The 24676-nt window shown below is 68.2% G+C and carries 23 protein-coding genes and 3 pseudogenes; 10 read left to right on the forward strand and 16 right to left on the reverse strand.

Going from position 1 to position 24676, the window contains the following annotated elements; translation table 11 throughout:
* Nucleotides 1-225: 225 nt before the first annotated feature.
* The gene (locus tag ACH4MY_RS37010; protein WP_398009089.1) at nucleotides 226-1410 is read right to left on the reverse strand and encodes a zinc-dependent alcohol dehydrogenase; all 1185 of its coding nucleotides are present in this window, start codon (nucleotides 1408-1410) and stop codon (nucleotides 226-228) included.
* 517 nt (nucleotides 1411-1927) lie between these two features.
* On the opposite strand from ACH4MY_RS37010, the gene ACH4MY_RS37015 reads away from it, so the two are divergent.
* The 5 genes from ACH4MY_RS37015 (at nucleotide 1928) to ACH4MY_RS37035 (ending at nucleotide 5976) form a co-directional block, all read left to right on the forward strand.
* A complete protein-coding gene (locus ACH4MY_RS37015) occupies nucleotides 1928-2242 on the forward strand; it encodes a BatC protein (RefSeq protein WP_398009091.1) in 315 nt (104 codons plus the stop codon).
* Nucleotides 2239-3444, forward strand: a complete 1206-nt coding sequence (locus ACH4MY_RS37020; RefSeq protein ID WP_398009093.1) for a cupin domain-containing protein — start codon at nucleotides 2239-2241, stop codon at nucleotides 3442-3444. The genes ACH4MY_RS37015 and ACH4MY_RS37020 overlap by 4 nt, the downstream gene beginning before the upstream one ends.
* A 10-nt stretch (nucleotides 3445-3454) precedes the next feature.
* The gene (locus ACH4MY_RS37025; protein ID WP_398009095.1) at nucleotides 3455-4351 is read left to right on the forward strand and encodes a sucrase ferredoxin; all 897 of its coding nucleotides are present in this window, start codon (nucleotides 3455-3457) and stop codon (nucleotides 4349-4351) included.
* A 372-nt stretch (nucleotides 4352-4723) separates the two neighbouring features.
* Entirely contained in the window at nucleotides 4724-5281 is a 558-nt protein-coding gene (locus tag ACH4MY_RS37030) for a hypothetical protein (protein ID WP_398009096.1), read from the forward strand.
* Nucleotides 5278-5976 (forward strand): Sua5/YciO/YrdC/YwlC family protein, encoded by a 699-nt coding sequence (locus ACH4MY_RS37035; RefSeq protein ID WP_398009098.1) that lies wholly within the window; start codon nucleotides 5278-5280, stop codon nucleotides 5974-5976. The genes ACH4MY_RS37030 and ACH4MY_RS37035 overlap by 4 nt, the downstream gene beginning before the upstream one ends.
* Before the next feature lie 512 nt (nucleotides 5977-6488).
* Here ACH4MY_RS37035 and ACH4MY_RS37040 read toward each other — a convergent pair.
* Entirely contained in the window at nucleotides 6489-6662 is a 174-nt protein-coding gene (locus ACH4MY_RS37040) for a hypothetical protein (protein WP_398009100.1), read from the reverse strand.
* A gap of 79 nt (nucleotides 6663-6741) precedes the next feature.
* Complete coding sequence (locus tag ACH4MY_RS37045; RefSeq protein ID WP_398009102.1) at nucleotides 6742-7050, reverse strand: hypothetical protein; 309 nt, start codon at nucleotides 7048-7050, stop codon at nucleotides 6742-6744.
* Nucleotides 7051-7711: 661 nt separating this feature from the next.
* Here ACH4MY_RS37045 and ACH4MY_RS37050 point away from each other — a divergent pair.
* The gene (locus ACH4MY_RS37050) at nucleotides 7712-8509 is read left to right on the forward strand and encodes an SGNH/GDSL hydrolase family protein (RefSeq protein ID WP_398009104.1); all 798 of its coding nucleotides are present in this window, start codon (nucleotides 7712-7714) and stop codon (nucleotides 8507-8509) included.
* A gap of 105 nt (nucleotides 8510-8614) precedes the next feature.
* Here the strand turns inward: ACH4MY_RS37050 and ACH4MY_RS37055 are convergent.
* The 3 genes and pseudogenes from ACH4MY_RS37055 to ACH4MY_RS37065 form a co-directional block, all read right to left on the reverse strand.
* Nucleotides 8615-8733 (reverse strand): annotated as a pseudogene (locus tag ACH4MY_RS37055).
* A gap of 113 nt (nucleotides 8734-8846) precedes the next feature.
* A pseudogene (locus ACH4MY_RS37060) lies at nucleotides 8847-9281 on the reverse strand (fasciclin domain-containing protein); the annotation flags it as partial.
* Between the two features lie 26 nt (nucleotides 9282-9307).
* Nucleotides 9308-9691 (reverse strand): DUF6479 family protein, encoded by a 384-nt coding sequence (locus ACH4MY_RS37065; RefSeq protein WP_398009106.1) that lies wholly within the window; start codon nucleotides 9689-9691, stop codon nucleotides 9308-9310.
* 299 nt (nucleotides 9692-9990) lie between these two features.
* Between ACH4MY_RS37065 and ACH4MY_RS37070 the strand changes: the two genes are divergently transcribed.
* On the forward strand, nucleotides 9991-10611 hold the full coding sequence (locus ACH4MY_RS37070) for a DUF4383 domain-containing protein (RefSeq protein ID WP_398009109.1): 621 nt from the start codon (nucleotides 9991-9993) through the stop codon (nucleotides 10609-10611).
* Nucleotides 10612-10645: 34 nt separating this feature from the next.
* A complete protein-coding gene (locus tag ACH4MY_RS37075; protein ID WP_398009111.1) occupies nucleotides 10646-11563 on the forward strand; it encodes an SDR family oxidoreductase in 918 nt (305 codons plus the stop codon).
* 418 nt (nucleotides 11564-11981) lie between these two features.
* On the opposite strand, the gene ACH4MY_RS37080 is transcribed toward ACH4MY_RS37075, so the two are convergent.
* The gene (locus ACH4MY_RS37080) at nucleotides 11982-12992 is read right to left on the reverse strand and encodes a MerR family transcriptional regulator (RefSeq protein ID WP_398009113.1); all 1011 of its coding nucleotides are present in this window, start codon (nucleotides 12990-12992) and stop codon (nucleotides 11982-11984) included.
* A 1290-nt stretch (nucleotides 12993-14282) separates the two neighbouring features.
* On the opposite strand from ACH4MY_RS37080, the gene ACH4MY_RS37085 reads away from it, so the two are divergent.
* Complete coding sequence (locus ACH4MY_RS37085) at nucleotides 14283-15155, forward strand: MurR/RpiR family transcriptional regulator (RefSeq protein ID WP_398009115.1); 873 nt, start codon at nucleotides 14283-14285, stop codon at nucleotides 15153-15155.
* A 30-nt stretch (nucleotides 15156-15185) separates the two neighbouring features.
* On the opposite strand, the gene ACH4MY_RS37090 is transcribed toward ACH4MY_RS37085, so the two are convergent.
* The 6 genes from ACH4MY_RS37090 to ACH4MY_RS37115 all read right to left on the reverse strand — a co-directional run bounded on the left by ACH4MY_RS37090 (nucleotide 15186) and on the right by ACH4MY_RS37115 (nucleotide 20475).
* Nucleotides 15186-15371 (reverse strand): hypothetical protein, encoded by a 186-nt coding sequence (locus ACH4MY_RS37090; RefSeq protein WP_398009117.1) that lies wholly within the window; start codon nucleotides 15369-15371, stop codon nucleotides 15186-15188.
* Nucleotides 15372-15459: 88 nt separating this feature from the next.
* A complete protein-coding gene (locus tag ACH4MY_RS37095; protein ID WP_398009119.1) occupies nucleotides 15460-16332 on the reverse strand; it encodes a cyanophycinase in 873 nt (290 codons plus the stop codon).
* Nucleotides 16333-16593: 261 nt separating this feature from the next.
* The gene (locus tag ACH4MY_RS37100) at nucleotides 16594-17808 is read right to left on the reverse strand and encodes a M20 family metallopeptidase (RefSeq protein WP_398009121.1); all 1215 of its coding nucleotides are present in this window, start codon (nucleotides 17806-17808) and stop codon (nucleotides 16594-16596) included.
* Complete coding sequence (locus tag ACH4MY_RS37105) at nucleotides 17805-18557, reverse strand: amino acid ABC transporter ATP-binding protein (protein ID WP_398009130.1); 753 nt, start codon at nucleotides 18555-18557, stop codon at nucleotides 17805-17807. The genes ACH4MY_RS37100 and ACH4MY_RS37105 overlap by 4 nt, the downstream gene beginning before the upstream one ends.
* Nucleotides 18558-18565: 8 nt before the next feature.
* The gene (locus ACH4MY_RS37110; protein WP_398009124.1) at nucleotides 18566-19528 is read right to left on the reverse strand and encodes an amino acid ABC transporter permease; all 963 of its coding nucleotides are present in this window, start codon (nucleotides 19526-19528) and stop codon (nucleotides 18566-18568) included.
* Between the two features lie 2 nt (nucleotides 19529-19530).
* On the reverse strand, nucleotides 19531-20475 hold the full coding sequence (locus ACH4MY_RS37115; RefSeq protein WP_398009125.1) for an ABC transporter substrate-binding protein: 945 nt from the start codon (nucleotides 20473-20475) through the stop codon (nucleotides 19531-19533).
* 331 nt (nucleotides 20476-20806) lie between these two features.
* Here ACH4MY_RS37115 and ACH4MY_RS37120 point away from each other — a divergent pair, with 331 nt between their 5' ends.
* On the forward strand, nucleotides 20807-22231 hold the full coding sequence (locus ACH4MY_RS37120; protein ID WP_398009126.1) for a hypothetical protein: 1425 nt from the start codon (nucleotides 20807-20809) through the stop codon (nucleotides 22229-22231).
* 91 nt (nucleotides 22232-22322) lie between these two features.
* On the opposite strand, the gene ACH4MY_RS37125 is transcribed toward ACH4MY_RS37120, so the two are convergent.
* The 3 genes and pseudogenes from ACH4MY_RS37125 to ACH4MY_RS37135 form a co-directional block, all read right to left on the reverse strand.
* Complete coding sequence (locus tag ACH4MY_RS37125) at nucleotides 22323-23717, reverse strand: aspartate ammonia-lyase (protein WP_398009127.1); 1395 nt, start codon at nucleotides 23715-23717, stop codon at nucleotides 22323-22325.
* A gap of 19 nt (nucleotides 23718-23736) precedes the next feature.
* Nucleotides 23737-24426: a response regulator gene (locus tag ACH4MY_RS37130; protein ID WP_398009128.1), complete on the reverse strand. Its 690-nt coding sequence runs from the start codon at nucleotides 24424-24426 to the stop codon at nucleotides 23737-23739.
* Nucleotides 24423-24676 (reverse strand): annotated as a pseudogene (locus ACH4MY_RS37135) (hypothetical protein); the annotation flags it as partial. The pseudogene ACH4MY_RS37135 and the gene ACH4MY_RS37130, both read right to left, overlap by 4 nt.

The raw sequence follows: 24676 nt of genomic DNA on the forward strand, positions 1-24676 counted from the left end.
GTGAGGGGCCTGACCTGCTCGTGGGCAAGGGCCCGCGGCGAGCAGCCGCGTGTCCGCCTGGGGCTCCTGGGGCCGGTAGACGCTCGGGAGGGCGACCAGGCTGCCTGGGAGCGGGCCCGAGGCCAGAGCCGTGCTGGACATCGCCTCCTGACCGAACGCAGCCGACGACCCGGCGAACCCTCCGGCCGTGGCGAGGCGCATCCCCCTGCGGGGATGCGCCTCGTGTCAGGGCGAGAAGAGGACCTTGACGGCCCCGTCCTGCTTCTTCTGGAACATGGCGTACGCGTCCGGAGCCTGTTCGAGCGGCAGGTGGTGGGTGGCGAAGTCGTCGACGCCGAGCGGGTCCTCGTCCGTGAGCAGGGGGAGGATGTCGTCGACCCAGCGCCGGACGTTGGCCTGGCCCATGCGCAGCTGCAGTTGCTTGTCGAACATGGTCAGCAGGGGCAGCGGATCGGCCACGCCGCCGTACACCCCGGACACCGAGACCGTGCCGCCGCGGCGGACCAGGTCGATGGCGGTGTGGAGGGCTGCGAGCCGGTCGACTCCGGCGCGCTTCATCATGGCCGCGGCGAGCGCGTCCGGCAGGAGGGTGGTCAGGCCCTGAGCCGCCGCAGCGACACGGCTGCCGTGGGCCTCCAGGCCCACGGCGTCGATGACGGCGTCCGGACCGCGCCCCCCGGTGAGGGACCGGACGGCGTCGGAAAGGTCGTCGCCGCATTCCTTCAGGTCGAAGGCGTGGACGCCGCGTCGGCGTGCCCTTTCCAGTCGCTCAGGGACCAGGTCGATGCCGATGACCGTGCCGGCTCCGCGGTGAGCGGCGATGCGGCAGCTCATGTCGCCGATGGGCCCGAGTCCGAGGACCGCGACACTGCCTCCCGGTGGGACGGACGCGTACGCGACCGCCTGCCAGGCCGTGGGCAGGACATCGGACAGGTAGACGAACCGATCGTCGGGCGGGCCGTCCGGGACCGGGATCGGCAGGGAGTTCCCGAACGGAACGCGCAGGTACTGGGCCTGCCCGCCCGGGACCTGGCCGTAGAGCTTCGTGTACCCGAAGAGTGAGGCGCCGGTGCCGTGCTCCCGTACCTGCGTCGTCTCGCACTGGGACTGCAACCCCTGGTCGCACATGAAGCACGACCCGCACGAGACGTTGAAGGGGATCACCACACGATCCCCCGGCTTCAGAGCGGTGACCTCCGGCCCCACGTATTCGACGACGCCCATGGGCTCGTGCCCCAGGATGTCACCGGGATCGAGGAACGCCCCGAGAACTTCGTAGAGGTGCAGGTCGGAGCCGCACAAACCGGTCGTCGTGATCCTGACGATCACGTCATCGCCGTCGCGGATCACGGGATCGGGCACGGTGTCCACGCGGACGTCCCTCTTGCCCTGCCAGGTGAGTGCCCTCATGACTCCTCCTCGTAGACCGGGTCGAGTGGCTGCTCTCGGCCGCATCCCCCTTGCCGTCGCTGTGGTCCCTGTCGGTCGGATGTCACCTCCGGTCGCGCGATTCTCGGCCGTGTGCCGCTGTCCAGGCGTGTGCCGCTGTCCAGCCGTGCTGCTCGCGCCCCGGCGGTATCACTCCTCGCGCACCCCCCGGATGTCATCGAGAACGCGTGCCTTCGACTGGTCCATAGCGCGCGCCTGCCCCCTGATCGACGACGAAAACGGACATTCGACAGGATTCGCGCATGTAGCAGGGGGCTGACGGGAGGTACTGGCTCAGTTCCCGCGCGGCGCGTGCCCAGCCCTTCGGGGCGGGTCGGGCACCGTCGGCCACCTCCCTCACCCCTCGCCCGGGTGCCCTCGGCCGGGGGAAACCTGTCAACGATCGCTCCGGTTGCCGCTCCTTCCCCCGTAGGTGAGCTTGGAAAGGGGCCCGAACGTGACCGGCCCCCAGTGATCGCCCTTGTCCTCAGGAGGAACCATGGCGCACCCCGAGCAGGACCCGAACCAGCAAGAAGGTCCGATGGACGGCGGTGCCGCCGGCACGCCCGACGTCCACGACGGCGGGGCGGACGGAGGTGCCGACGGAGGCGCGGACAGCGGTGCCGATGGCGGGGCGGACAGCGGTGCGGACGGAGGAGCGGACGGAGGAGCCGACGGCGGGGCGGACAGCGGTGCCGATGGTGGAGCCGACAGCGGAGCGGAAGGCCCGGCCGACGGCGGCGCGGCCGGCACACCCGGCGTACACGACGGCGGCGCCGACGGCGGTGCCGAAGAGGGCGGCGGCAGCGTTTGAGCGCCGTCCCCACGACGCTTCGGGACACGGCCGCAGATTTTCAGGGCCGTGTCCTGGAGGAACGTCTGATCAGCCTCAGCCGGGAGGAGTTCGCCCTGGAGGTCTGGGGGCGTACCCCGCTGCTCACCCGCCGAGTCAGTGACTTCTCCGACCTGTTCTCCGCATCCGCGGTGGACGAGCTGCTCTCCCGACGCGGGCTGCGCACACCGTTCCTCCGTGTCGCCAAGGACGGCTCCACCGCCCCCGAGTCCTCGTTCACCTCACCAGGAGGAGTCGGCGCCTCGGTCGCGGACCAGCTGGACGACACCGCCTTGTGGCGGAGCTTCGCCGACGGCAGCACCCTGGTCCTGCAGGCACTGCAGCGCACCTGGGAGCCGGTCACGGACTTCGCGACGCGGCTCGGCACGGAACTGGGACACCCCGTACAGGCCAACGCCTACGTCACCCCGCCGCAGAACCGCGGCTTCGACGACCACTACGACGTGCACGACGTCTTCGTCCTGCAGGTCACCGGCACCAAGCGCTGGATCGTCCACGAGCCCGTGCACCCGGACCCGCTGCGCGACCAGCCCTGGACCGCTCACCGCGCCGCGGTCGCCGACGCCGCGCGGAGAGAGGCGTACATCGACGCCGTGCTCGAACCCGGCGACGTCCTCTATCTGCCGCGGGGCTGGCTGCACGCCGCCGAAGCGCTGGGCGCGGTGTCGATCCACCTGACGCTCGGCGTCCACACCTGGACGCGGCACGCGCTGGCCGAACAACTCGCGGAAGCCGCCCTCGCGTTGCTGCGGGAGGATGTGGAGATGCGCGGGTCCCTCCCCCTGGGCGTGGACGGACCGGGCGACGAACTCGCCTTCGTACGCAGACGTCTCGCGGCCGCCCTCACCGAGGCCGACCCCGCTCCCCTGTTCCACCGCACCCGCCGCGGCCAGGCACGCCCCGCGCCCATGGGGCCGCTGGCACAACTCGCGGCCCTCCACAGCCTCGCGCCCGCCACAGCGGTACGGCTTCGCGAGGCGTTGGACGCACGGCTGGTGGGCCGGCGCCTCGCCACCCGCGTCGGGTGGCTCGACCTCGCGGAGGCAGACCTCCCATCGGCGCTCCAGGTCCTCGACGGCGGCACCCGCCCTGCCGGCGACCTCGGCCTTCCCTTCGTCGAACGACTTCTGCGCGCAGGCGTACTCGTGCCCGCCGAGCAATGAGACAGCCCTGATGACGACTCCGGCACGGTTCCTCTGCGCCGACGCCGCACGCCTCCGCGGCGACCCGATCGCGGGCACAGCGCCGTACGGCTCGGTGTGGATCCTCGTCGAGTACCGGGCCGGCTGGCCGCCCAACGGCTTCGACGGCCTCGATCTCGAACCCGAGGTCAAGGCGAGGGTGAGCTCCGCCGCACGCGCGATGCGTGCCCGCGTACTGCTGATCAGGCGCCACGGCCGCGGTCGGCCGGACGAACAGCGGCGGTGGGCCGTCCTGCGCTACGAGAAGGACGGCGCCCACCGTCAGGAATGGGGAACCTGGGACGACGACAGGGAGCTCGCGGCCATCGTCACCGCCCTGGACGCGCCCGGAGAACGGGGCCACCCACCCGTCGTCCTCGTCTGTGCCCACGGCCTGCACGACACCTGCTGTGCCGTCCGCGGCCGTCCGGTGGCACGTGCACTGAGTGATGGCTGGCCACAGCTGGTATGGGAGTGCACGCACGTGGGAGGCGACCGGTTCGCCGCGAACGTCGCCGTCGCACCCGACGGCGTCTACTACGGCAACCTCGACGCCTCTTCGGCGGTCACGGTGGTCGAGGAGCACCTGGCGAACCGCATCCACGCGGACCATCTGCGCGGATACACCGACCTCGTCCCTCCCCAGCAGGCCGCTCTGTCCGCCGTGCTCCACCACGCGGGTCCGTCGGGTCGGCACGACTACGTCATCGAGGAGACGGTTCGGGACGACAACCGCTGGCGGGTCCGCGTCACCGGCCGCCTCGCCGGTCTGTCGACCTTCGAGGTCGAGATCCGCGCCTACCGAGCACCCGCGCACCAGCTGACCTGTCGCGGCCTGTCCCCCAGCTCAGCGGTGTACTACGAGGTCACGTCGCTTCGCGTCGGCTGAGGACCAGGCCGCTTTCGGGCCCCCTCTTCGAAGTCCGGCGCCAGCCGGCCCCGTGCCGCCGCTTCCCGACCCTCGGCGCCGTCGGCCGGGGACGACGACCGGGTACCGGCCACCATCCGACGAGGACACGCCGTACTCGGCGACGTACCCCTCCCCGTCCGAGTGAAGGTCGAACGTCGGGCGGACGGCCTGACCCACAGCCGCCGATGATGCAACCGTCACAGCCCGGCAGCCCCACGGAAGGCAGGCGTCCGCAAGAAGCGTCCCCCGCTCCTTCGCGGTCGGCTGCCGGACAACGCCGTCGGCGTGTGCAGCCGAGCAGATGCGGGGCCGACGGCGCCCGTGCGCCCGTATCTGGCATGAGGAAGAGGAGTGGCACACGTGGACGTGGTGCGGGAATCGGCAGGTGCGGGCCGGGTGGTGCTGTGGGAGGAGTCCGCGCGGGACGGCGCGCAGGCCAAGACGTTGATGACCCCCGGATTCCGGGTGACGCTGGCTCGCGAGATGGGACGGATGTTCGGCACGGACGGCCCTCGCCATGTGGTGTTCGCCGCCGGGTTCCCCGCGGTATGCGGGGAGGAGTTCGAAGCCGGCGTTCCGCTCACCGTGACCACGCCCATCGTCGGGACCGGAGTGGGCTCCATCTCCACCGGCACGCCCTTCGTCCACCCCGCGCTCTTCCAGCCGTTCGACCCCGAGGAGGTGCTGGACATCCCGCCCCGAGTGGTCCTCACCCACCTGGCCAGTGCCAGGGTCGTCACCGCGGTGGCCACCCGCCTCGGCCACGCCCTGGACGCCGACCGGAACCGCGCGGCGATGACGTGGGTCAAGGAACGCGCCTACCGCACCGGCCGGGCCGTGATCGACGACACCGCGTTCGCCGACTACCTCGACGGCCTCACCCATCCCACCGACGGAGGAACCCGTTGAACAGTGACGCCACCACCGCCGCGACACGTGCCCCGGTGGACCTCGAAGGCGCCCGGAGGGCCGTGCGCGAGGGCGCGGCCGTGGTGCTGCCGAGCCCGGCGCCGCTGACCCATGTCGTCACCGCCACCGAGCCGGAGACCGTCAACCGGTCCAAGGGCAGGGCCGCCGACCAGCCGGTCGCCCTGTGGGCCCACCATCCCGAAACCCTCCAGGCCGTCACCGCCCACACCCCGCTCGACACCGCGGGCACCGCCCTGGCCGGCCGGCTCCTGGCCGAGGAACACCTCACCCTGCTGCTGCCACTGAACTTGGCGGCCGGCCTGCCCACTTGGCTCGCGCCCGCCTCCAAGGACGGCTGGGTCCTGCTCTTCGGCGCCCGCTGGCAGCCCCTGGCACCGCTCCTGGACGACCACCCGGTCCTGTACGTGAGCAGCGCCAACCACACCGGCCACCCACCCGCGGCCACCGCCGCCGAAGCACTGACGATGTTCTCCCCTGACGTGCCCGTTCTGCGACTGCCGCACTCTGTCGACGACCCGTTGGGCGACTCATCCCGGCGAGCGACGACCACCGTGGCCCTGGCCCCCGACGGCCACCTCACGCTGCACCGCCACGGAGCCCAGAACCAGCCCTACCCGCACCCCGACGAGTACCTTGCCTCCCTTCACGCCCGGTACGCGGCATCGCCTGTCTGAGCTGAGCTCCGCACGGGACTGTCGTCCGGTGGTTCCCCTCGACGGCCTCGGTCGTGCGGTCTCCCTGGGTCCGGTGCTCGACCCTTCCGAGATCGGTCTCGTCGGCAGCACATCGGCCAAGGCTTCTGCCGCACCGGCCGCATCCCCCTCAGCCCACCAGTGGGCGATGTTGCTCCGCATAGCAAGGCTTTCGGGATGGTCTTCGCCCAGCACCCGAATCATGGATCGCCGCCGTCGGCCCACACCTTGGTCACTCTCGGATAGGCGTCAGCCAGCTCGGTCATGGCCTGCTCGGCGTCGGCGGAGCCATCGACGGAGATCGCGGCGACCAGGGCATTCAGGACCCGCCTCGGGTCGCCCTCCGGCCTGTTAGACAGGTCGGAGGGCGGCCCGGGGACGGGCAGCTCCAGGGGGCCACACCATTGGCGCGATGGAATCCTCTACCCGTCGCAGCGCGGCCCATGGCCGCAGGCGGTCGGATGCAGGAAATCGCGCGCTGCCGCGGCTTTCTGTCAGGAGCGCCGCCTGAAGCTCCGGCCGGCGCCGATGCCCGCCACCTGCAGAGCCAGGGCAGTCAGCCCGAGCAGCATCACGTTCACCGAGGAGAACGTGTCGTTGGTGCTGATGTCCGCCGCGTTGATCAGGAAGGCGATGAAGAACAGCACCGCCGCAACTATGCCAAGCATGCTCAGGCTCCTCTCGAAGGGTGCTGTCCGTATGCCCCCGCATCAGCCTTGTAAGCCGAGACGACCGCTCGCCGGCGCGTCAGAGGTCACTGTCGATGCCGGTGACGGCGGGCGGCGCGAGCGGGGCGTCTGCTTCCGCGATTCCCGCCTCCCGCAGCGCGGCCGAAACGAGCCTCGTCGCGTCCAGCTTCGCCTCGTAACGGTCGGCGGCCTCGACCTCCAGCCGGATGGCGAACGTGCCGTCCTCGTTGAGCGTCAGCAGGTTCACGCCTTCGCTCTCGCTCACGTCTGTGTGCTGGGGGGCCAGGTTCCGTTCGAGGGCGGCGCGCTCCGAGTCGGTGATGTCCGAGGTGAACGTGCCGGGAACGGTGATGACGAAGGTGGTCATGGGGGCTCCTCACGTGGGACGGAGGGTGAGTGTCGTTCTGCTTCCCTCATCCTCCTTGATGACTCGACTCCGAAAGGCTTCTGACATGGCATCGGGCCGCAGTGACGAGTGGGTGCGTCACGTTCCCGATCTCAGGCGCTCATGTGGCGGGTACTCGCCACGGCGCGGCGTGATACGTGTGGGCTGGGCCCAAGGCTGTGCGAGCAGGCCGTCGCGAACCTGGCGCAGCTGCCGGGCTGCCCACAAGTCCATCGGGCGTTCAGTCTTCGTCGACATGTCCGCCCGTGTACCCCGATTCACGCTGCCCATCGACCGCGGCTGGGAGCTTTTCGGCCGCTCATGAGGCCCGTTCGCGGTGCTGCCTACGGCGCGGTGCGCACGACTCGGTCGGCGTTGCTGCTCGCGAGGACGTTATCTGGCCCCAACGGGCCGGCCGGCCGTAGTCGCCGCGGCAGTCCGGTGGGCCCAGGTGCCGGTGGCCGGCATGTTCGAGCCGGTGAATCACACCGAGGCCGCGTGCCCGTCCCCCGGCGTGAAGTCCGTACGGGCCCCGAGGTCCTGCGATGCACCTCCCCAGCTATTCATCGAAATGACTACACACTTTCTTGAGTATTATGCGCCGGATACGGCACGCTGGTGCCACGTGAGAGACGGACGGCGCATGAGCAACGGTCAGTACGTGCGATACGTCGCGCTGGGCGACAGCCAAACTGAGGGGGTCGGTGACGGCAACGACATCACCGGACTCCGTGGCTTCGCGGACCGCCTCGCCGAAAGGATCGCCGCGGCGAACCCCGAGGTCCGGTACGCCAACCTGGCCGTCCGGGGCCGGCTCGCCGGACAGGTCCGCGCGGAGCAGCTCGGCCCCGCACTCGCTCTCCGCCCCGACGTCGCCACTGTGATCGCCAGGGTGAACGACCTGCTGCGACCCCGGTTCGACCCGGACGAGACCGCCGCCCATGTGGAGGCGATGTTCGCCGCGCTCACCGAAGCCGGTGCACACGTCGCGACCGTCACGTTCCCCGACATCACCCGTATCGCGCCCATCGCCCGCCCCGTCGCACCCCGGATCGCCGCCCTCAACGACCGCATACGGCTCGCAGCGGCCCGGCACGGCGTCGCTCTCGCCGAGACCTCTCCGCACGCCGCCGCCACCGATCCGCGTCTCTGGGCCGCGGACCGACTGCATGCGAGCCCGCTGGGACACGACCGGATCTCCGCCGCCCTCGCGCACGCGCTCGCCCTGCCGGGCAGCGACGACTCCTGGACCCGGGAGCTGGCGCCCGACCAGGCCCCGACCGCCGGCGCGGTACGCGCGGCAGCCGCCGAACTACGCTGGGCCGCCGGGTTCCTCGGCCCTTGGCTGCTCCGCCGGCTGCGCGGCCGTTCCTCCGGCGACGACCGCGCCGCCCGACGCCCGGAGCTACTGCCCGTGGGGATGCCGCCGGTCAGCCCCTGAACAACAAGAGTGCCGCGCGGACCTATCGCGACGATCACGGTCAAGCGGAGTGAGTGTTCCCTTCCGGCTTGGTAGCTCGCCGCACTGCCCGACCCAGCACGGTTGCGGTGCCGACGGGATTCGAACCCGCGAGACAGACAGGGGCAAGGCCGCCCCGTCTCCGTCAGTCGCCGCGGAGGGGCCCTCCCCCACGGCGATCGCATTGGACCGCTCTGCCACGGCACGCAACCTGCAGGACCACGCGCAGTCCTACTCCGCCTCAGGGTAGCCACGTCGTTCGTCATGGACGAGTCCTTATCTGTGCGGTGGCCTCTGCGGGTTGATCGGTGACCGGGGATCAACCGGAAGGGCGGGCGATCAACTGCGAGGCCAGCAGCAGGGCGTCCTCGTCGCGCGGGTGGACGGCGGCGTGCTCGGCGACGAGGTCGGCGAAGGCCAGGAACGGGAGTGGTCGGCGCTCGCCCGAGCCACACCGCCTCCTCGACGACCGCGTCCGCGAAGGCACCCGTGCCACCGGCTCGCCCACCACGTGATAGGTGAGGATCTTGGTGAGCGTGGCCTTGTCGGCGAGTACCTTGTTGAGGTCGGCCTTGAGAATCTTGGCGAAGGCCTCGTTGGTCGGGCCTGCCTGCTTCACCGCGGTGACCAGCGTCGAAAGGGCCGGGTTGTTCGCCGCCGCGGTCGCCACCGGGTCTTGTGCCATGCCGTCGAAGGAGCCGGGACCTTGCGTGGTGCGCGGTGATCGGCGAACCAGGTGGCAGGTGCATCCATAGCGGCGCGGGAGCCGACTGATTCCGCTCAGTCGCCGTGACCAGTTCCGCCACTGCCGAAGCCGCCGCTGGAGATCCCGCGCCATTTGCGCTTCTCTTCGCTCGGCGGATCGGTGTCGGCCTCGCCGGAGCTCTTCAGGTTGTACGGCATGAGGCGGTGCTCGCCGTCGGTGTGCGGCATCTCTGCGGGCTTGCGGTACTCGGAGACCTCGCCCGGCAGCCGGCCCGTGTCGGGACGGTGCGGCTGCGATTCGGGGTCCGGGGGCGGTAGCTCCTTGTTCTTGACCCTGATGCCGAACATGAAGGCGCCGATGAGAACGGCGACCACGATCAGACCTCCGAGAACCTGGGCGAGTCCGGACTGCCAGACACCAGCCGCCAGCACCGAGGTGTCGAGGATGTACGTCTGCATGAAGCTGTCCCATCCGTGTAGATAGACCTGTCTCGGACACCGTGAGGAGTTGCCAGACGGCACCGCGCTCGGCACCGACACCCCCTGTTCCGTTCTCGGGCCATGGCCGGATGCGGACGGCGGTGGCGAGCTAACGAGGGGAGCGATTGCGTGCGCATCTCGCCCCGGCCTCCCCGGCCGTTCACGAGGCCGACCGAAGGCGAGGTCCTGGCCTCGGCTCGTGCATCCAGATCCCTCTGCAATCAGAAGTGGTGGTGAGGCGTGCACCAAGCCACCGTGACGACTCCGGGAGGAAGGCCGTGAAACTCCAGAACGAGTTTCCCGTGGATCACCACCTGGCCACGGTGTACAGAGCGGGCGCCGCCCTGTGCGGTTGCATCCTGCTCGTCTTCGGTGGGCTGGGGTTCGCGAGCGCCCTGAGCTGGTTCGACACCTCGGGCGACCGCATCGCAGGCATGACGAGCAACACCTCACTCAGCGTGATCTCGGTCGTGGTGGGTCTCAGCCTTCTGGCAGGCGCGGCGGTGGGGGGCAACTTCGCCTCATCCTTGAACATGCTGGTGGGTGGACTCTTCCTTGCCAGCGGCTTCTACCACCTGTTCGTGCTCGACCGCGCTGCCAACCTCCTCGGTTTCGGCATGACCAACGTGGTGTTCAGCTTCGTCATGGGACTGCTCATCATCACGTTCGGCATGTACGGACGGGTGTCCAGCAAGCTGTCGCACGACAACCCGTACTGGCGCATGCGCCATCCGCGGGAGGCGGCCCAGGAAGCACGCGTCCGCCACGGTGACGCGTGTGGCCCGACGCCTCCGGCCACAGCGTCTTCGCTGGTGCCCGGTGAGGGCGCAGCGCTCTACTCGGCGACAACGACCAAGGCTGACGGCGGGCGACCGGAGCTTCCCTCGTCACCGACGTAGGGCAACTTCACGCCTGTTCTCAAGGGAGGCTGTCATGACGGGCTCATGGAAACTTGATGGACGTGCCGCCGTGGTGACGGGGGCGGCCCGCGGTCTCGGCGCCGACCTGGCGCGGCGGCTCTCCGATCGCGGGATGTCCGTTGCTCTCCTCGGAAGAGAGGCATCGACCTTGGAGTCGGTGGCCGAGACGCTGCACACGCCGACCCACGTGGTCGAAGTCGACGTGACCGACGATGTCGCGATGGGTTTCGCCGCCGAGAACGTGCAGCGGCATCTGGGCGCTCCGTCGGTCGTCATCGCAAACGCCGGGGTCGCTGCAGGGGGCCCCTTCGAGACGTCCGATCCTCAGACCTGGCGCCGCGTCGTCGAAGTCAACCTCGTCGGAAGCGCGATCACCGCACGTTCCTTCCTGCCCGGCCTGCGCGCCACCCGCGGATACTTCCTCCAAGTGGCCTCGACGGCAGCCTTCGGGTCCGCCCCGATGATGAGCGCCTACTGTGCGTCCAAGGCCGGCGCGGAAGCCTTCGCGCGGTCGCTTCGCGCCGAAGTGGCGCACGTGGGCGTCGGCGTCGGCGTCGCCTACCTCCACTGGACCGATACCGACATGGTCCGCGATGTCGAACACCACGCGGTGCTCCGGGAACTACGTGGGCACATGCCCGCGCCCGCCCGCCGCGTCTATCCGGTCGCCCGGGTCTCTGCCTGGATCGCCAGCGGGGTCGACCGTCGTTCGGCGGCCGTCTACGCCCCGCCATGGCTCCGACTCGCCCAGTTGGGACGACCGTTCTTCCCGTTGGCCGTCGATCTGCTCTCCCGGCGAGAGCTACCGCGCCTCATGGCTGAACACAGCTTCGAGCAAACCGGCCTGCTCGGCAGAGGTGGCCGCGTCGAGGAAGCATCACTCGGCTGGTACGCCGCCGACGGTCGGGGGGACGTGAGGAAGGAGGGCTGAGCTCCTGCTTCAGAGAACGGTACGGGTGCCCTTCAAAGCCTTACGGCGCGCGGGCGCGTCTGCGCGGCGTTCGGCGTCGAGGCTGAGGTTCTGGACTCCGACGAGGGCGCGGACGAGTCGGCCGAGTGCGGGGCCGGGCCGGGTCGGGTGAGGTCCGCGCCCTGACGGGCCGCCACCGCGTCAGCGCACGTGCCGTAACGGCCGTCACGTAGGTCCTGGGACAGGTGCCCTACAGAAGTTGACTCAAATGCTATGCGGCACGATCTCCAGAGGGCCTTCAGAAGGGGACAGCCGCGCTTTTGCGGCACTTTCCCCGATCGCGGCAGGACGATGGCACCGCACCCCGCGCCCCACCCCAGGGAATCGCCCCCTACCGCCGGCCACACCCACACGTCGAAGGCACTGCCCATCCTGCGCATCACCCGTAGACGAGGGATACAGCATCAAGTGCCTCGCGTAGTCCGGCGGGACGGATGAGCCCTCGCGCAGGCGGTATGCCGGACCAGCCTGGACCCACCAGCAACACTGTGGGGGTAGTCCGCGCGCCCCTCACGCCAAACGCGGTCCCCGCGATCCGCGTGGCAAGAGTCTGGCTCGCGGTGGCTCTGCTCTGTGCCCAGAGGGCTACAGCAGGGGGGCCTATCCGTCGCACAGCCGCCTCCAGCGCGTCTCCTGGAACCGCAGCACCCAACATGCTTACAGGCACTCTTCGCTCAGCAAGTCCAGCAGCGAGGGCTTCAAGGGGAAGTGCGTGTTGTTCCGCAGGAACGCAGGCGAGCACGGTCGGCGACTTGGTACTCACCGTCGGCGGTCCCGTTACGCCTGCTCGTCTCAGGGCGGAGGAGACATACCAAGAAAGCAGGTGCTCGACCTCAACATACCGATCGTCGGAGGCTTCCCACTTGCGGCCCACGGCGTTCAACGCGGGGGCCATCAAATCCTCCCACGCAGTCACCAGCCCGTGCTCAGCCAAGAACTGCTGAAGTAGGCCTTCCATGGCCGGGCCGTCAAGACGCACGGCGGCGCGGGCGAGGCCTCGGCATTCTTGCCGGACCTCCCCCAGAGGCAGACCGCTTCCTGCTCCCACCCGACGAGACTTGCGAGGCCGCTCCCCGATCGGCAGCTCAAACCGTGCCCTCGGTACGGAGTCATGCTCAGGAGCCCGATCGAGGACATCCGGACCTTCCGCTCCAGCACGACCATGCAGGGCTGCATGCGCGGCCTCGGCCGGTGCGACTCCTTCAGCGGTGAGCCGACACATCTCCTCGAGCATGGAGACGTCGGCGGCGCTCCACCGTCGGTGCCGACCGTCCGTCCGGATGGCGGGGCCGATCCCATAGCGCCGATCCCAGGAACGCACCGTGGTCGGCGACACACCGAGCCGCCGAGCTACGGCGCCCGTCGTCATGCCATGCGGCGTGTCAGACATGTCAATACCACCCGAAGCACAGACAACGAGAGTCACCGGCGGCCGCGCTAGAGGTGGTCAGGGCGTCCGGTCGGCACTGGAAGGAAGACCTGAGCCACCGGTGAAGTGACGATGCCACGAGAGCAGCCGGCACGGAGGCGGAGCTCATGTCGGAAGGTCACCGCCTTTCCTTGCTCGTCGGCCATCTCTCGGGACCTCGAGTCGTCCCCTCGGAGGACACCGGGGAGAGCAGGCCCCTCGCCCCAGGGGACGCGGGATCGTTCCGGTTCTCGCTCCTCTCCCTGCGCAGAAGACAAGGTGGGCCAGTGCCATGCGATTGCCCTGAAGGCCACGCACCAGCTTGATGGCCACAGTGACCTTGGCTGCCGTATCAGTGCCGGCCCAGCGGCTTGCTGACAGCGGACACTGATTCTTCCGCGCCAGGGGAGGCAGTGGATGCAGGTCTCCTCTTGAGCGAAGCAATCAAAGTCCCATCGTTGTCGGCAGAGGTGACTGCCTGCGCCCACGCACTGACCCGAACCTCGGGCGCCGCGAGACGGCTCCTCTTCCTCGCGTGCGCGGAGAGACACCTCCTGCGCCGGCTGCCCAGCCACTCATAGTGGCTGCGGGCAGTGCTGGATTCGCGAGCCGCAGGGGAATTCAGTCGCAGAGTTGAACGTGTTCATCAGCTCTGGCAAGGTGCCCCACCGCCCGGCCGCTACTACAGGCTGGCCAAGGCGGGCTGAGGGTGGGAGGTCGTGGTGGCGGGCGGAATCCCTTGCCGACGGGGGATGGCGGGCCCTCCCCAGAAAGGTGGCGTCGCCCCGCAGAGCGGATCCACCGACCCGAATCGATGGACTGTCCACGTCACGCCCAGCCGCGGCACCGCCACCGGTGGACCGCATCGCATGACGAGACGCTGACGCCACTCCTGTCTCATCGCTCGTTCAACCGCGTTGTTCGAGTTGGCCGGCGCGAGCTTGTGCCGGGACGGGCCAGTGAGGTCACTGGCCGAGCTGTCGCTGATGGGCGCCGGCGCTCTCGGCTGCCCGAACCAACCGCCGTCAGCCTCCCAGCGTGGCATGGCAGCGCTCACCCAGCACCTCCAGCAGGAAGCCAGGACCGTCGCCGAAGAGGGCATGTGGATCCCACAGCGCGCAGAGACGGCGCGTAGCCATTTCACGGGGCACGTAACAGGCGATACATTTACTGCCCAGAAGAGGGCCCCTGGCGGCCGTCTCGCACGGACCTGTAGGCCGCGACAAGGCGGGCTATTGCTCTCCGCCACCCGCCTGCGCAGGAAGGAAGTCGATGAGCCCCACGCTGGCTGATGAGATTCGCAACCGACTGGGAGAGCTGAGCCCTGCTGAACGGAAGGTAGCGCGGGTACTGTTGGCGGGATACCCAGCTGCTGTCTTCGAGACGGTGGCTACGATCGCTGAGCGGGCCTCGGTATCTGCTCCCACGGTGCTGCGCTGCGCTTCCCGCCTGGGCTACAAGGGATTTCCCGACCTGCAGGCCGCAGCACGGTCCGAGCTCGACGCCCGCACCGCATCGCCCATCACCTTGTACGAAAACGCCGACCCGGGGCAGCGAGGCGCAGCCCACGCGAGGTCTGCCCATCCCGGGCTCGCCGAGCGCGCGGCGCTGATGCAGCAGGCGGTCTCCCAGACGTTTCAGGAGGTGGCGCCACGCGAGTTCGAGGACGCTGTGAGCCTCCTGAGCGACCCTCGCCGCCGTGTTCATGTCGCCGGAGGCAGATTCACGCATCTCCTGGCTCAGTACTTGGGGCTCCATCTGACGCAATTCAGAGATCAGGTGACTGCGCTACCCGACCGGGACGTGGAGCGCACCTCGTTTCTCGCACAGCTCGCTCGTCGCGATGTGACGGTGTTGTTCGACTACCGGCGCTATGAGACGGACAAGACCGTGATCGCGGAGATGGCTCGGGAGCGGGGCGGGAAAGTCATCGTCTTCACGGATCCGTGGCTCTCCCCTGCCGCGGCGCATGCCGATGTCGTACTGACCACCCAGGTGACGTCCGATTCGCCCTATGACAGCCTGACTCCCGCGCTGGCTCTTATCGAGGCGCTGGTGGCTGCCGTGCTGGACCGAATCGGGAGCCACGGGCACGACCGAATGAAGCTGGCGGAGAAGGTGGCTCGCCGGACTGATCTGTTGTGAGAGGAGCGGGGCTGCTTCGCCGTCTCAGACTCAGATGAGGTGCAGCCGGCGGACTGTCTCCTCACCCCGTTTCATGTGGTGGTGTGCGAGGGTGGCACCCGTCTCGAAGCCGGCCGAGGGGTAGGCGGCGAGCAGAGTGAAGGCGACCTTGCGTTCTGCTGGGCTGAGTGCGCCGAGACCGAGGCGGATAGCGTCGGCGAGCAGGCCGGAGGGCATGGGGAGGTTCCTCACCGGGCTTGTGCCGGGATGTGTCACGGTGCGTACGTGGCGGGGCAGCTGTACGTGGGCTACCCCGCCACGGGGGTCATCGGGGTGTGATGTTGATTCCCAGGTTGACCAGCGTGTGAGGCGTGGTGCCGTCAGTCGACCAGGCTCTGAAGGCTCCTGTCTTGGTGAAGGTGACGGTGAAGCGAGGGTCGCTTTCGAAGGTGGAGGCAGTCGCGGTGTTCTGCGCGCGGGTGGCGGCGAGGGCGCGCGCAGTGGTGCGGAAGGAGTACGGCGTGCCATCGGGGTTGGCGGCGGAGTAGAAGATGTCGTTGTTGGGTGGGACCGGGGTGGTTCGGAGCGGGATCAGCCGCTGCTTGTCCGCGGCAGGGCGGGCCGACCAGGTGCGGGGCGTGTAGCGGTCCTGCTGTGTGAGGTAGCTGTAGCGGGCGTTGCGTATGCTCCAGCCAGCCGCGGTGGTGGTGCTGCGGGAGCCGCGCAGGTCGAGGACGGCGACGCCGTTGGGGCCGAGGACCGTCATGCGTTCCTGCCGGCCGCCGGGGTTGTCGACGATGAGGGCGGTGTTCTCCTCGAGCGCGTAGACACGGTCGTGGCCGGTGTCGGCTGCCAGGCGGAAGGCGCGGCCTTCTCGTCCGTAGGCCCCGGTGTGCGTGTCGATGAGTCCGGAGCGAAGGAAGCCGAAGCCGCCCTGGGGTACGTATCCGAGCTTGGTGGGGTCTTCGAAGTATCCCGGTGCGCTGCCGCCACGCAGGCCTTCGTAGGATTCGCCGCCGCTGACCATGTCGGGCCCGGAGGCTATCTGTGCGCCGGCGGAGGAGCCGGAGACGACCGCTCCTCGGGCGAGCTTGGCTCGGATGGCGGCGAGGACCTTGGAGTCGGTGCGGCCGTCGCCCCGCAGCAGAGTGGTGATGTAGCGGTACTGGTCCCCGCCGCCGAAGAAGAAGCCGGTCATGGAGTTGACTTGAGCGAGCCGCCGTGGTGGTCCGACTCGGCCTGGGCCGCTGGGGCGGCTGTGAGGAGTGTGAGGACGACGCCGCACGTGAGGAGAGTGCGGCGTGCGGGGCCTGAGGGTACGCGCATAGGTGCCTCCGTGGAGGGGATTCTGTGGATGAGCGGTTTCCTGTGGCCTGGCCCGGAGATGTCGGGCGCCGGCAGAGGTGGAGAACGGCGAGGCGCGGGGGGGCACCTCGCCGTTCAGCTTTGGGTGTGTGCTTCAGCTGTGCTTCGCGTCGCCGAGGGAGGCGATCAGCGCGGCAAGGACAGCGACGCGGTGGGGAATGCTGGAGATGTCGAGCCACTCTTGTGGCGAGTGGTCGGCACCGCCGATCGGTCCCAGTCCGTCCAGGATGGGGACTCCCGCACCAGCTATGAGGTTGGCATCCCCCACTCCGCCTGTGGCTGCCGCGCCGAGTTCCGTGCCGACAGCGCGCGCGGCCTGCTGAGCCTTGTCGAGCATGCGGCGCGAGGCCGGTGTGTCCTCCATGGGCGGGCACAGGTCGAGCTGTTCGACGACAACGGTGGTGCCAGGCACCGCGGGGTGGTCTGCGGCTTCCTGAATCGCTCGCCTGACGCGCTCGACGTCCGCGGTGGTGGCGGCGCGCACTTCGATGCGAAGCTCGGCCTGCGGACAGACGATGTTGGCGCGTGTGCCGGCTCTCACCACGCCTACGTTGACGGTTACATCGTCCCAGTGGCCGTTGAGAGCCTGGAGAGTGACGGTCAGGTGCGCGGCGGCCAAGGCCGCATTGGCGCCCCGTTCCGGTTCGATTCCGGCGTGGGCGGCCTTGCCGGTGACGGTGAGGCGGAAGTCCGCGACGCCCTTGCGCGCGATGACGAGGTCACCGTTCTCCCGTGCGCATTCGAGCCCGAGCCCGTAGTGCATGCCTGCGGCAGTGTGCTCGATGAGGGCGCGGCTGGCCGGTGAGCCGATTTCCTCGTCGGGCGTGGCCAGGAACACCAGCTCGCTGTAGGTGTCGATTCCGTGTTCGCCCAGAATCTCCAGGGCGGTGAGGCCTGCCAGCAGGCCGCCCTTGTCGTCGCTGACACCGGGGCCGAGGGCGATGGATCCGTCGATGTGGAAGGGGCGTGCTGCGGCGGTCCCGTCCTCGAAGACGGTGTCCATGTGACCTGCCAGAAGGATCCTTCGGCCGCCTTCGGCCTCCGGCAGTCTCCCTTGTCTGCGGCCGATGAGAGCGTCGCCGGACTGCTGTCCGGCCTGTGGGGGGAAACTGATGCGCTCGATGTCGAATCCGATGGAGGCGAGTCGGTGTTCGACCCAGTCGGCGACCTTGTTGACGCCGCAAGGGCTGTAGGAACCGGAATCGATGGAGACGAGCGTCTCGAGGTCGTCGAGGTACCGGGTGCGATGGGCGCGGGCCAGGCCGAGGAGTTCCGTGGCCAGCTCTTGCTGGCGGGCAGGGGCGCTCACAGCACCTTGGACAGAAAGGCGCGGGTGCGTTCCTGTTCCGGGTCGACGAGGACGTGGCGCGGGTCGCCGGATTCGACGACGACTCCTTCGTCCATGAAGACGGCGGTGTCGCCGACTTCTCGGGCGAACCCGATCTCGTGAGTGACGACGACCATGGTCATGCCGTCGGCTGCGAGCTGTCGCATCACGTCGAGGACGTCGCCGACGAGTTCCGGGTCCAGTGCGGAGGTCGGCTCGTCGAAGAGCATGAGCTTGGGCTTCATGGCGAGTGCGCGGGCGATGGCCACGCGCTGCTGCTGTCCGCCGGAGAGCTGGCTGGGGTAGTGGTCGGCCCTGTCCGCCAGGCCGACCTGGTCAAGGAGGCTCAGGGCGTGCGCTCTGGCTTCGTTCTTGGCGATGGCTCCGACCTTGACGGGGGCCTCCATGACGTTGTCCAAGGCCGTCATGTGGGGGAAGAGGTTGAAGCGCTGGAAAACCATGCCTATGTCGCGTCGGCGCTCGGCGACTTCACGTTCCCTGAGCTCGTGGAGTTTGTTGCCGTTCTGGCGGTATCCGACCAGCTCGCCGTCGACGGTGAGCTTGCCACCGTCGACCTTCTCCAGGTGGTTGATGCAGCGGAGGAAGGTGGACTTGCCCGATCCGGAGGGGCCGAGAAGGCAGCAGACCTGTCCGCGTTCGACCGTGAGGTCGATTCCTTTGAGGACCTCGAGCTTGCCGAAGTGCTTGCGGACGCCTTCGGCACGCACCATGGGAGTGCTCATCGGCCCTGCTCCTTGTTCTTCCTGCCGAGCCACTCCCTTGTTCCGCCGAGCATGCGCCGAAGCGGGGAGACGTGGCCGGCTCGTGCGGTACCGCGGCCGTAGCGCCGCTCGAGCCACGCCTGGGGGATGCTCAGGAGCGTGACGAGGGCGAGGTACCAGAGGCTGGCGACGACCAGCATGGGGATGACCTGGTAGTTCTGGGCGTATACGTCCTGGATGTTGGACATCAGGTCGTGCGCGGAGATCACCGAGACCAGGGCGGTCATCTTGAGCATGTTGATGCTCTCGTTGCCCATCGGGGGGATGATGACGCGCATGGCCTGAGGGAGGACGATCCTGCGCATGGTGAGTGCGGGGCGCATGCCGAGCGAGTGGGCGGCTTCGGCCTGGCCGGGGTCGACGGACTGGATGCCGGCGCGGACGATTTCCGAGGCGTACGCCGCCTCGTTGAGTCCGAGGGCGAGCAGCGCCGCGATGGCGGGAGTCAGCAGCGAGTTGGTCTCGGCCTGGAAGAACGTGATGTCGGTGAAGGGGACACCGATTTTGACGTACTTGTAGAGGGCGGCCGCGTACCCCCAGAAGATGATCTGAACGAGCAGGGGCGTGCCTCGGAAGACCCAGACGAAGGCTGTGGCGAGGCTGTGGAGCACGGGGCTGGTGGACAGCCTCATGACGGCGATCACGGTGCCGAGTGCCAGGCCGAGGGCCATGGCTGCCGCGGTCAGCCACAAGGTGGTGGCCAGGCCGTCGAAGATGAGGTCGGCGAAGAGGTACTTGCCGACGATCTCCCAGTGCAGGTTGTGGTTCTTGGCGAGGGAGCCGACCAGCCCGACGAGGGCGAGCAGCGATGCGACGGCGGCGATCCAGCGTCCGTAGTTACGGACGGGCACGACTTCGATCTCTTGCGCGGCCGGCTCGCCCTGGAGGGTTGTTGCGGCCGGAGTCTTGATGTCGATCATTTTTAGTCCACCGCCGCGTTCTTGGTGGCCTTCGCGACGGCGATCGAGACGACACCGTACTTGTTGTAGATGTGCACGACATGGCCGTCGTCGATGAGAGCCTGGAGGGCCTTGAGGATCGCGTCGGTCAGCTCTGGCAGCTGCTTGCTGACGGCGATGCCGTTGGGGGACGCGTTGTACCCGCCGGGGGCGGCAGGGTCGTCGGCAAGGTCGAACGCCTTGCCGTTTTCGGCGGTCTTGGCGACCCAGCCGGCGGCAGGCTTGGTCAGGACCTGGGCGACGACCTTCCCGGAGCGCAGGGCAAGCTGGGCGTCCGAGTCCTTGGGGAAGGTCTGGATGTCGATCTGGCCCCTGCCCGCTCTGGAGCAGGCTGCCTGGTGGCTCTTGAGCAGGTCGAGCTGGTTGGTCGCTGCCTGCACGCCCGCCTTCTTGCCGCACAGGTCGTCCAGGCTGACGATCTTGGACGGGTTGCCTTCGGTGACGAGGATGCCGGAGCCGGACTGCGAGTAGTCGACGAAGTCGACGACCTGCTGCCGCTCCTTGTTGTCGGTGATGGCTGACATCGCGGCGTCGAACTTGCCGGCCTGGATGGCGGGCACGATGCCGTCGAACTTCTGCGGGGTGAAGGCGAAGGTCACTCCGAGCTTCGCACCGAGCGCCTGGCCGAGGTCGTAGTCGAGACCGGTCAGTGCCCTCTCCCCCTCCTTCACGAACATCTCGAAGGGCGGGTAGGGCACGTCGGTGGCGACTCTGACCGTGCCCGCCTTCTTGATCTGCTCGGGAAGCATGTCGTGGAGCGCCTGGTCCTTGGTGATCTCCACACCGCCAACGAGGACCTTGTTGGCCGCCTTGGGAGCGGGGTCCTCACCTCCGCAGGCGGACAGGGACATGAGCGCGGTGGTCGCGACGGCGGAAGCGACTGCACGGCGAGCGAGACGCATGTTCATGGGGGTGGAACCTCTCAAGATTCTTCGCTGGCGCGTTCTGGCTGCCAGCCACACCAGCGAAGTTACATATCAATCACTCAACTGGCTAGATGTATCTCGCGTTACGTTCACGTAACGCGAGATCAGGACTCGGCAACGGGGGCTTCCATCCCAATTTGAAGCAGTTACCGCGCGACTCCTCAGTCCAATGACGCGAGATCTGGACTTACATCTTTCCGTTCCAAGCAATGGCTTGTATGTTCCGCTACCAACCCGTGCAGCCGCCTCGGAAGCAGTCGCTACGTCCACTGCCGCCCGAAGAGCGCCACACACACCTCCCCTTGGAGCACAGATGAAGTCACGCCCCTCCCTCAAGACAGCGCCTCTGGCCATCGCGCTGATCGCCGTGGCGGGCGCCGTCACGGTGCAGCCCGCTCACGCCGCGGCGAACCGAGTGCGTCTCGGCAGCGCCGCCGACGTCACCCGGACCTCATGGAACGGCCCTGCCTTCACGATGAACGGAGCCGGCGGGATCGTGGCCGCCTCGATGTCGCGCGCCATCGACGACATCCGCGGCGGGACGGGCAGCATCGACGTCGTGATCCTGGCAGGATCGGCCCCCGCATCGGGTAGCGCGACTCCCGAGTGCGACACCATCATGGGTCTGACCGGCGTGAACTCCTGTACGACATGGACTCTCACCGCCGCCACCGACGGGAACAACAGTCAGGTCAACGCGGACGTGCGTAACGCCGAGTTCGTCTATTTCTCGGGCGGCGACCAGTGCAAGTACGCCGCATGGAAGGGGACCTCCCTGGAGGCCTCCGTCGAGTCGGTTGTCGCCAAGGGCGGCGGCTCCGGCGGGGGAAGCGCCGGCCACCACATCAACAGCTCCATCGTCTACGACGCCTGCAACGGCAGTGTCACCAGCGCCGAAGCTCTGGCCAACCCCTATGACCGCTACATCAGTTTCACCACCGGCATGTTCGAGTGGGCGAACTACGGAGGCGTCATCAACGACTCGCACTTCGTCACCCGCGACCGCATGGGACGCACCATGTCGTTCCTCGCCCGAGCGGTCAAAGACGGTCTCGCTCCGGGTGGCGCGGCCTGGGGCGTCGGCGTGGAAGAGGGTGGGGGCTCCCTGTTCCTCGACCGCAACGGCACGGCCACGCAGTACGGGAAGGACGCCTATGTCGTCCTCGCCGACCACCAGCCCGAGCAGGCCGTGGACCGGAAGCCTCTGACCTACTCCGGATTCAAGATCTGGCGTCTGACTCCGGGCAGCACGTTCGACTTCAAGAACCGCCCCACCTGCGGGTACTACCTGCGAAGCGTGACGAACGGCGTCGCCGACAGCAATCTCTACAACGGCACCCCGGTGACGAACTGTGGCAGCCAGGGCGGCGCCACCCTGGCCGAGACCGAGCCGAACGACACTCGGGACGCCGCCGACGATGCGACCGCCCTGGCGACGCCCGGCTCGATCACCGGCAACATGAAGTCGACAAGCGACCGCGACTACTTCAAGATCAGCCTGACAGCCAACCAGTCCCTCACCACGAACTGTGACGTTCCCGCACAGTACGACGCCGATGCCTACCTCCTGGATTCGGCCGGCAGCACCGTGGTGCGCTCCGTCAACGACGGGGCTGGGACCGATGAGTCGCTCACGTTCACCAGAACGGCTTCGGGAACCGGGGCCTACTACCTCGACCTCGAGGCGTACAGCGGTAGCGGAACCTCCTCCTACACCTGCACGCTGACCAAGAGCTGACACCGAAGGTCGACTGCGCGAGCGTAGACACGACCGATTCCTGGACAAAGGCACTCCGCCCCGTCCGACCAGGGCGGGGTGCCTCTGTCGACTACTGCGGATGCGCCAGGCTCCACGGGTCGAGTCGCGCATCGAGCTCCTCCTCCGTGAGCAGGCCCGTGGCAGCCGCGAGCGCACGTACCGGCGTTCCTGTCTCAAGGCTCCGACGAGCCAGTTCGGAAGCCTGCCGGTACCCGAGGATGGGGTTCAGGGCAGTCGCGAGACCGGCCGACGTCTCGACGAACTCGCGGAGACGGTCCTGGTCGGCCTCGATGCCAAGCACGCATTTCTGCGCCAGAACCCGGCACGCGGCGTCCAGCCGGTTCAGGGAGTTCAGCAGGTGGTGGACGATCAGAGGCTCGAAGGCATTCAGCTGGAGTTGGCCGGCCTGGGCAGCCGCGGAGACAGCCGCGTCAGCACCCACGACGTCGAAGCAGACCTGGTTGACAGCCTCCGGGAGGACGGGATTGACCTTCCCCGGCATGATGCTGGAACCGGCTTGCAGCGCAGGGAGGCGGATCTCCGCCAAGCCCGCCCTCGGGCCGGAGCACAACAGCCTGAGGTCGTTACAGATCTTGGACAACCTCAGGGCAAACTGCTTCAGGGAGCTGGAGAGCTGAATGAAGCCGCCCATGGACTGTGTGCTCTCGATGCGATCGCGTGCTGAGCGGACAGGCGCGGAAGCAATGGCCGCGAGGTGCGCCACGGCCAAATCCGTGAAGCCCGCATCCGCATTGAGACCGGTACCGATGGCGGTACCCCCCAGATTCACCTCGAGCAGTGCGGTTCGAGCACGCATCAGAAGATCCGCGTCGTCACGTACCGTCAAAGCGAAAGCGTCGAACTCCTGCCCGAGGGTCATCGGTACCGCATCCTGGAGTTGCGTCCGCCCGAGCTTGACGATCTTGGCGAACGCGCCCCCTCGCTCAGTGAAGGCGTTCGCCAGAACGCTCATTCCATCGAGAAGGTGCCCGGCCGCGTCATACATCGCGATCTTCACGGCCGTCGGATAGGCGTCATTCGTACTCTGCGAGCGGTTCACGTCGTCATTGGGATGAAGGTGCTCGTACTCACCTCGCGTGCGACCGAGCAGTTCGAGCGCCCGGTTGGCAATGACTTCGTTGGCGTTCATGTTGGCCGAGGTGCCGGCGCCCCCCTGGAACACATCGACGACGAAGTGCTCATGGTGGCGCCCCGCGCGAATCTCCCGGCACGCCGCGACTATGGCGTCAGCACGCTCCGGCGGGAGGGTGCCCAGCTCTCGGTGCGCCAGAGCCGCGGCCTCCTTCACCGCGGCGAGCGCGACGATGAGCTCGGGATGCGAGGAGATCGCCCGGCCGGTCAGAGGGAAGTTCTCGAGCGCCCTGAGCGTGTGTATGCCGTAGAACGCCTCGACTGGTACGCCTCGATCGCCGATGAGGTCATGCTCTTCACGCAAGAAGCCCATTTTGCACCTTCTGTCGGGTTCACTCTGCCTGGGCCTCTCGACCCCTCCGAAAGTATCGTCCATTACACATCACCATCACAAGCACTCTCCTGGATCTTCCGTTACATGCGAGCCCGGCCGCGGGCAACGCGGCTCGTTTCTGCGGCACGCCCGGGAGACGGCGGTACTCCCCGTTCGCTCGTGCGATCTCGGCATTCGTATCGCCGCGCGCGAGGAGGGCGAGGACGTCGCTCTCCCGGGGAGTGAGGGGGGCGATACGGGCTCGCGCAGTGACGACCTGGGGCTGGTTGGTGTGGTGGTAGCGGTCGATCAGGCGACGGGCGGCGGTGGGGCTGAGCATGGCGGATCCTGCGGCTACGAGGTGGACGGCGCGCAGAATCTCCATCGGGTCGGTGTCTTTGAGGAGGAAGCCATCGGCGCCGGCGGCCAGCGCGTTGTAGATGTACTCGTCGAGGTCGAAGGTGGTGAGCGTGATGATTTTCGGGGGGTGGGGCAGGGCAAGCAGGTGAGGAATCGCGGTGATGCCGTCCATGCGGGGCATGCGAACGTCGATGAGGGCGACGTCGATTTCACGAGCGATGGCCTGCTCGATGGCATCCAGTCCGTCGGAGGCTTCGGCCACAACTTCGATGTTCTCGTCGCCGTTGAGAAGGTCGGTCAGACCGAGCCGGACCAGGGCGTCGTCGTCGGCGATCATGGCACGGATCATGAGAGGGGGCCGTTCTGCTCGATGCTGGGGTGCGGAATGCGGGCGGCCAGTCGCCAGGCGCCGCCTCCGTAGGGTCCGGCGTTCAGGTGGCCGCCGAGTGCTTCGACGCGCTCCCGCAGGCCCACCAAGCCATACCTGGATGGCACTGACTGCTCAGAGGCTGTTGTCTTTCCGAGTGTGATGACGGCGTTTTCACTGGTCAGGGGTAGTGGTGGCGTCCGTGTGGGAGTGATGGATCGTTGTTTCGTCG

The organism is Streptomyces sp. NPDC017246, from assembly GCF_044331325.1.
Lineage (GTDB): Bacteria > Actinomycetota > Actinomycetes > Streptomycetales > Streptomycetaceae > Streptomyces.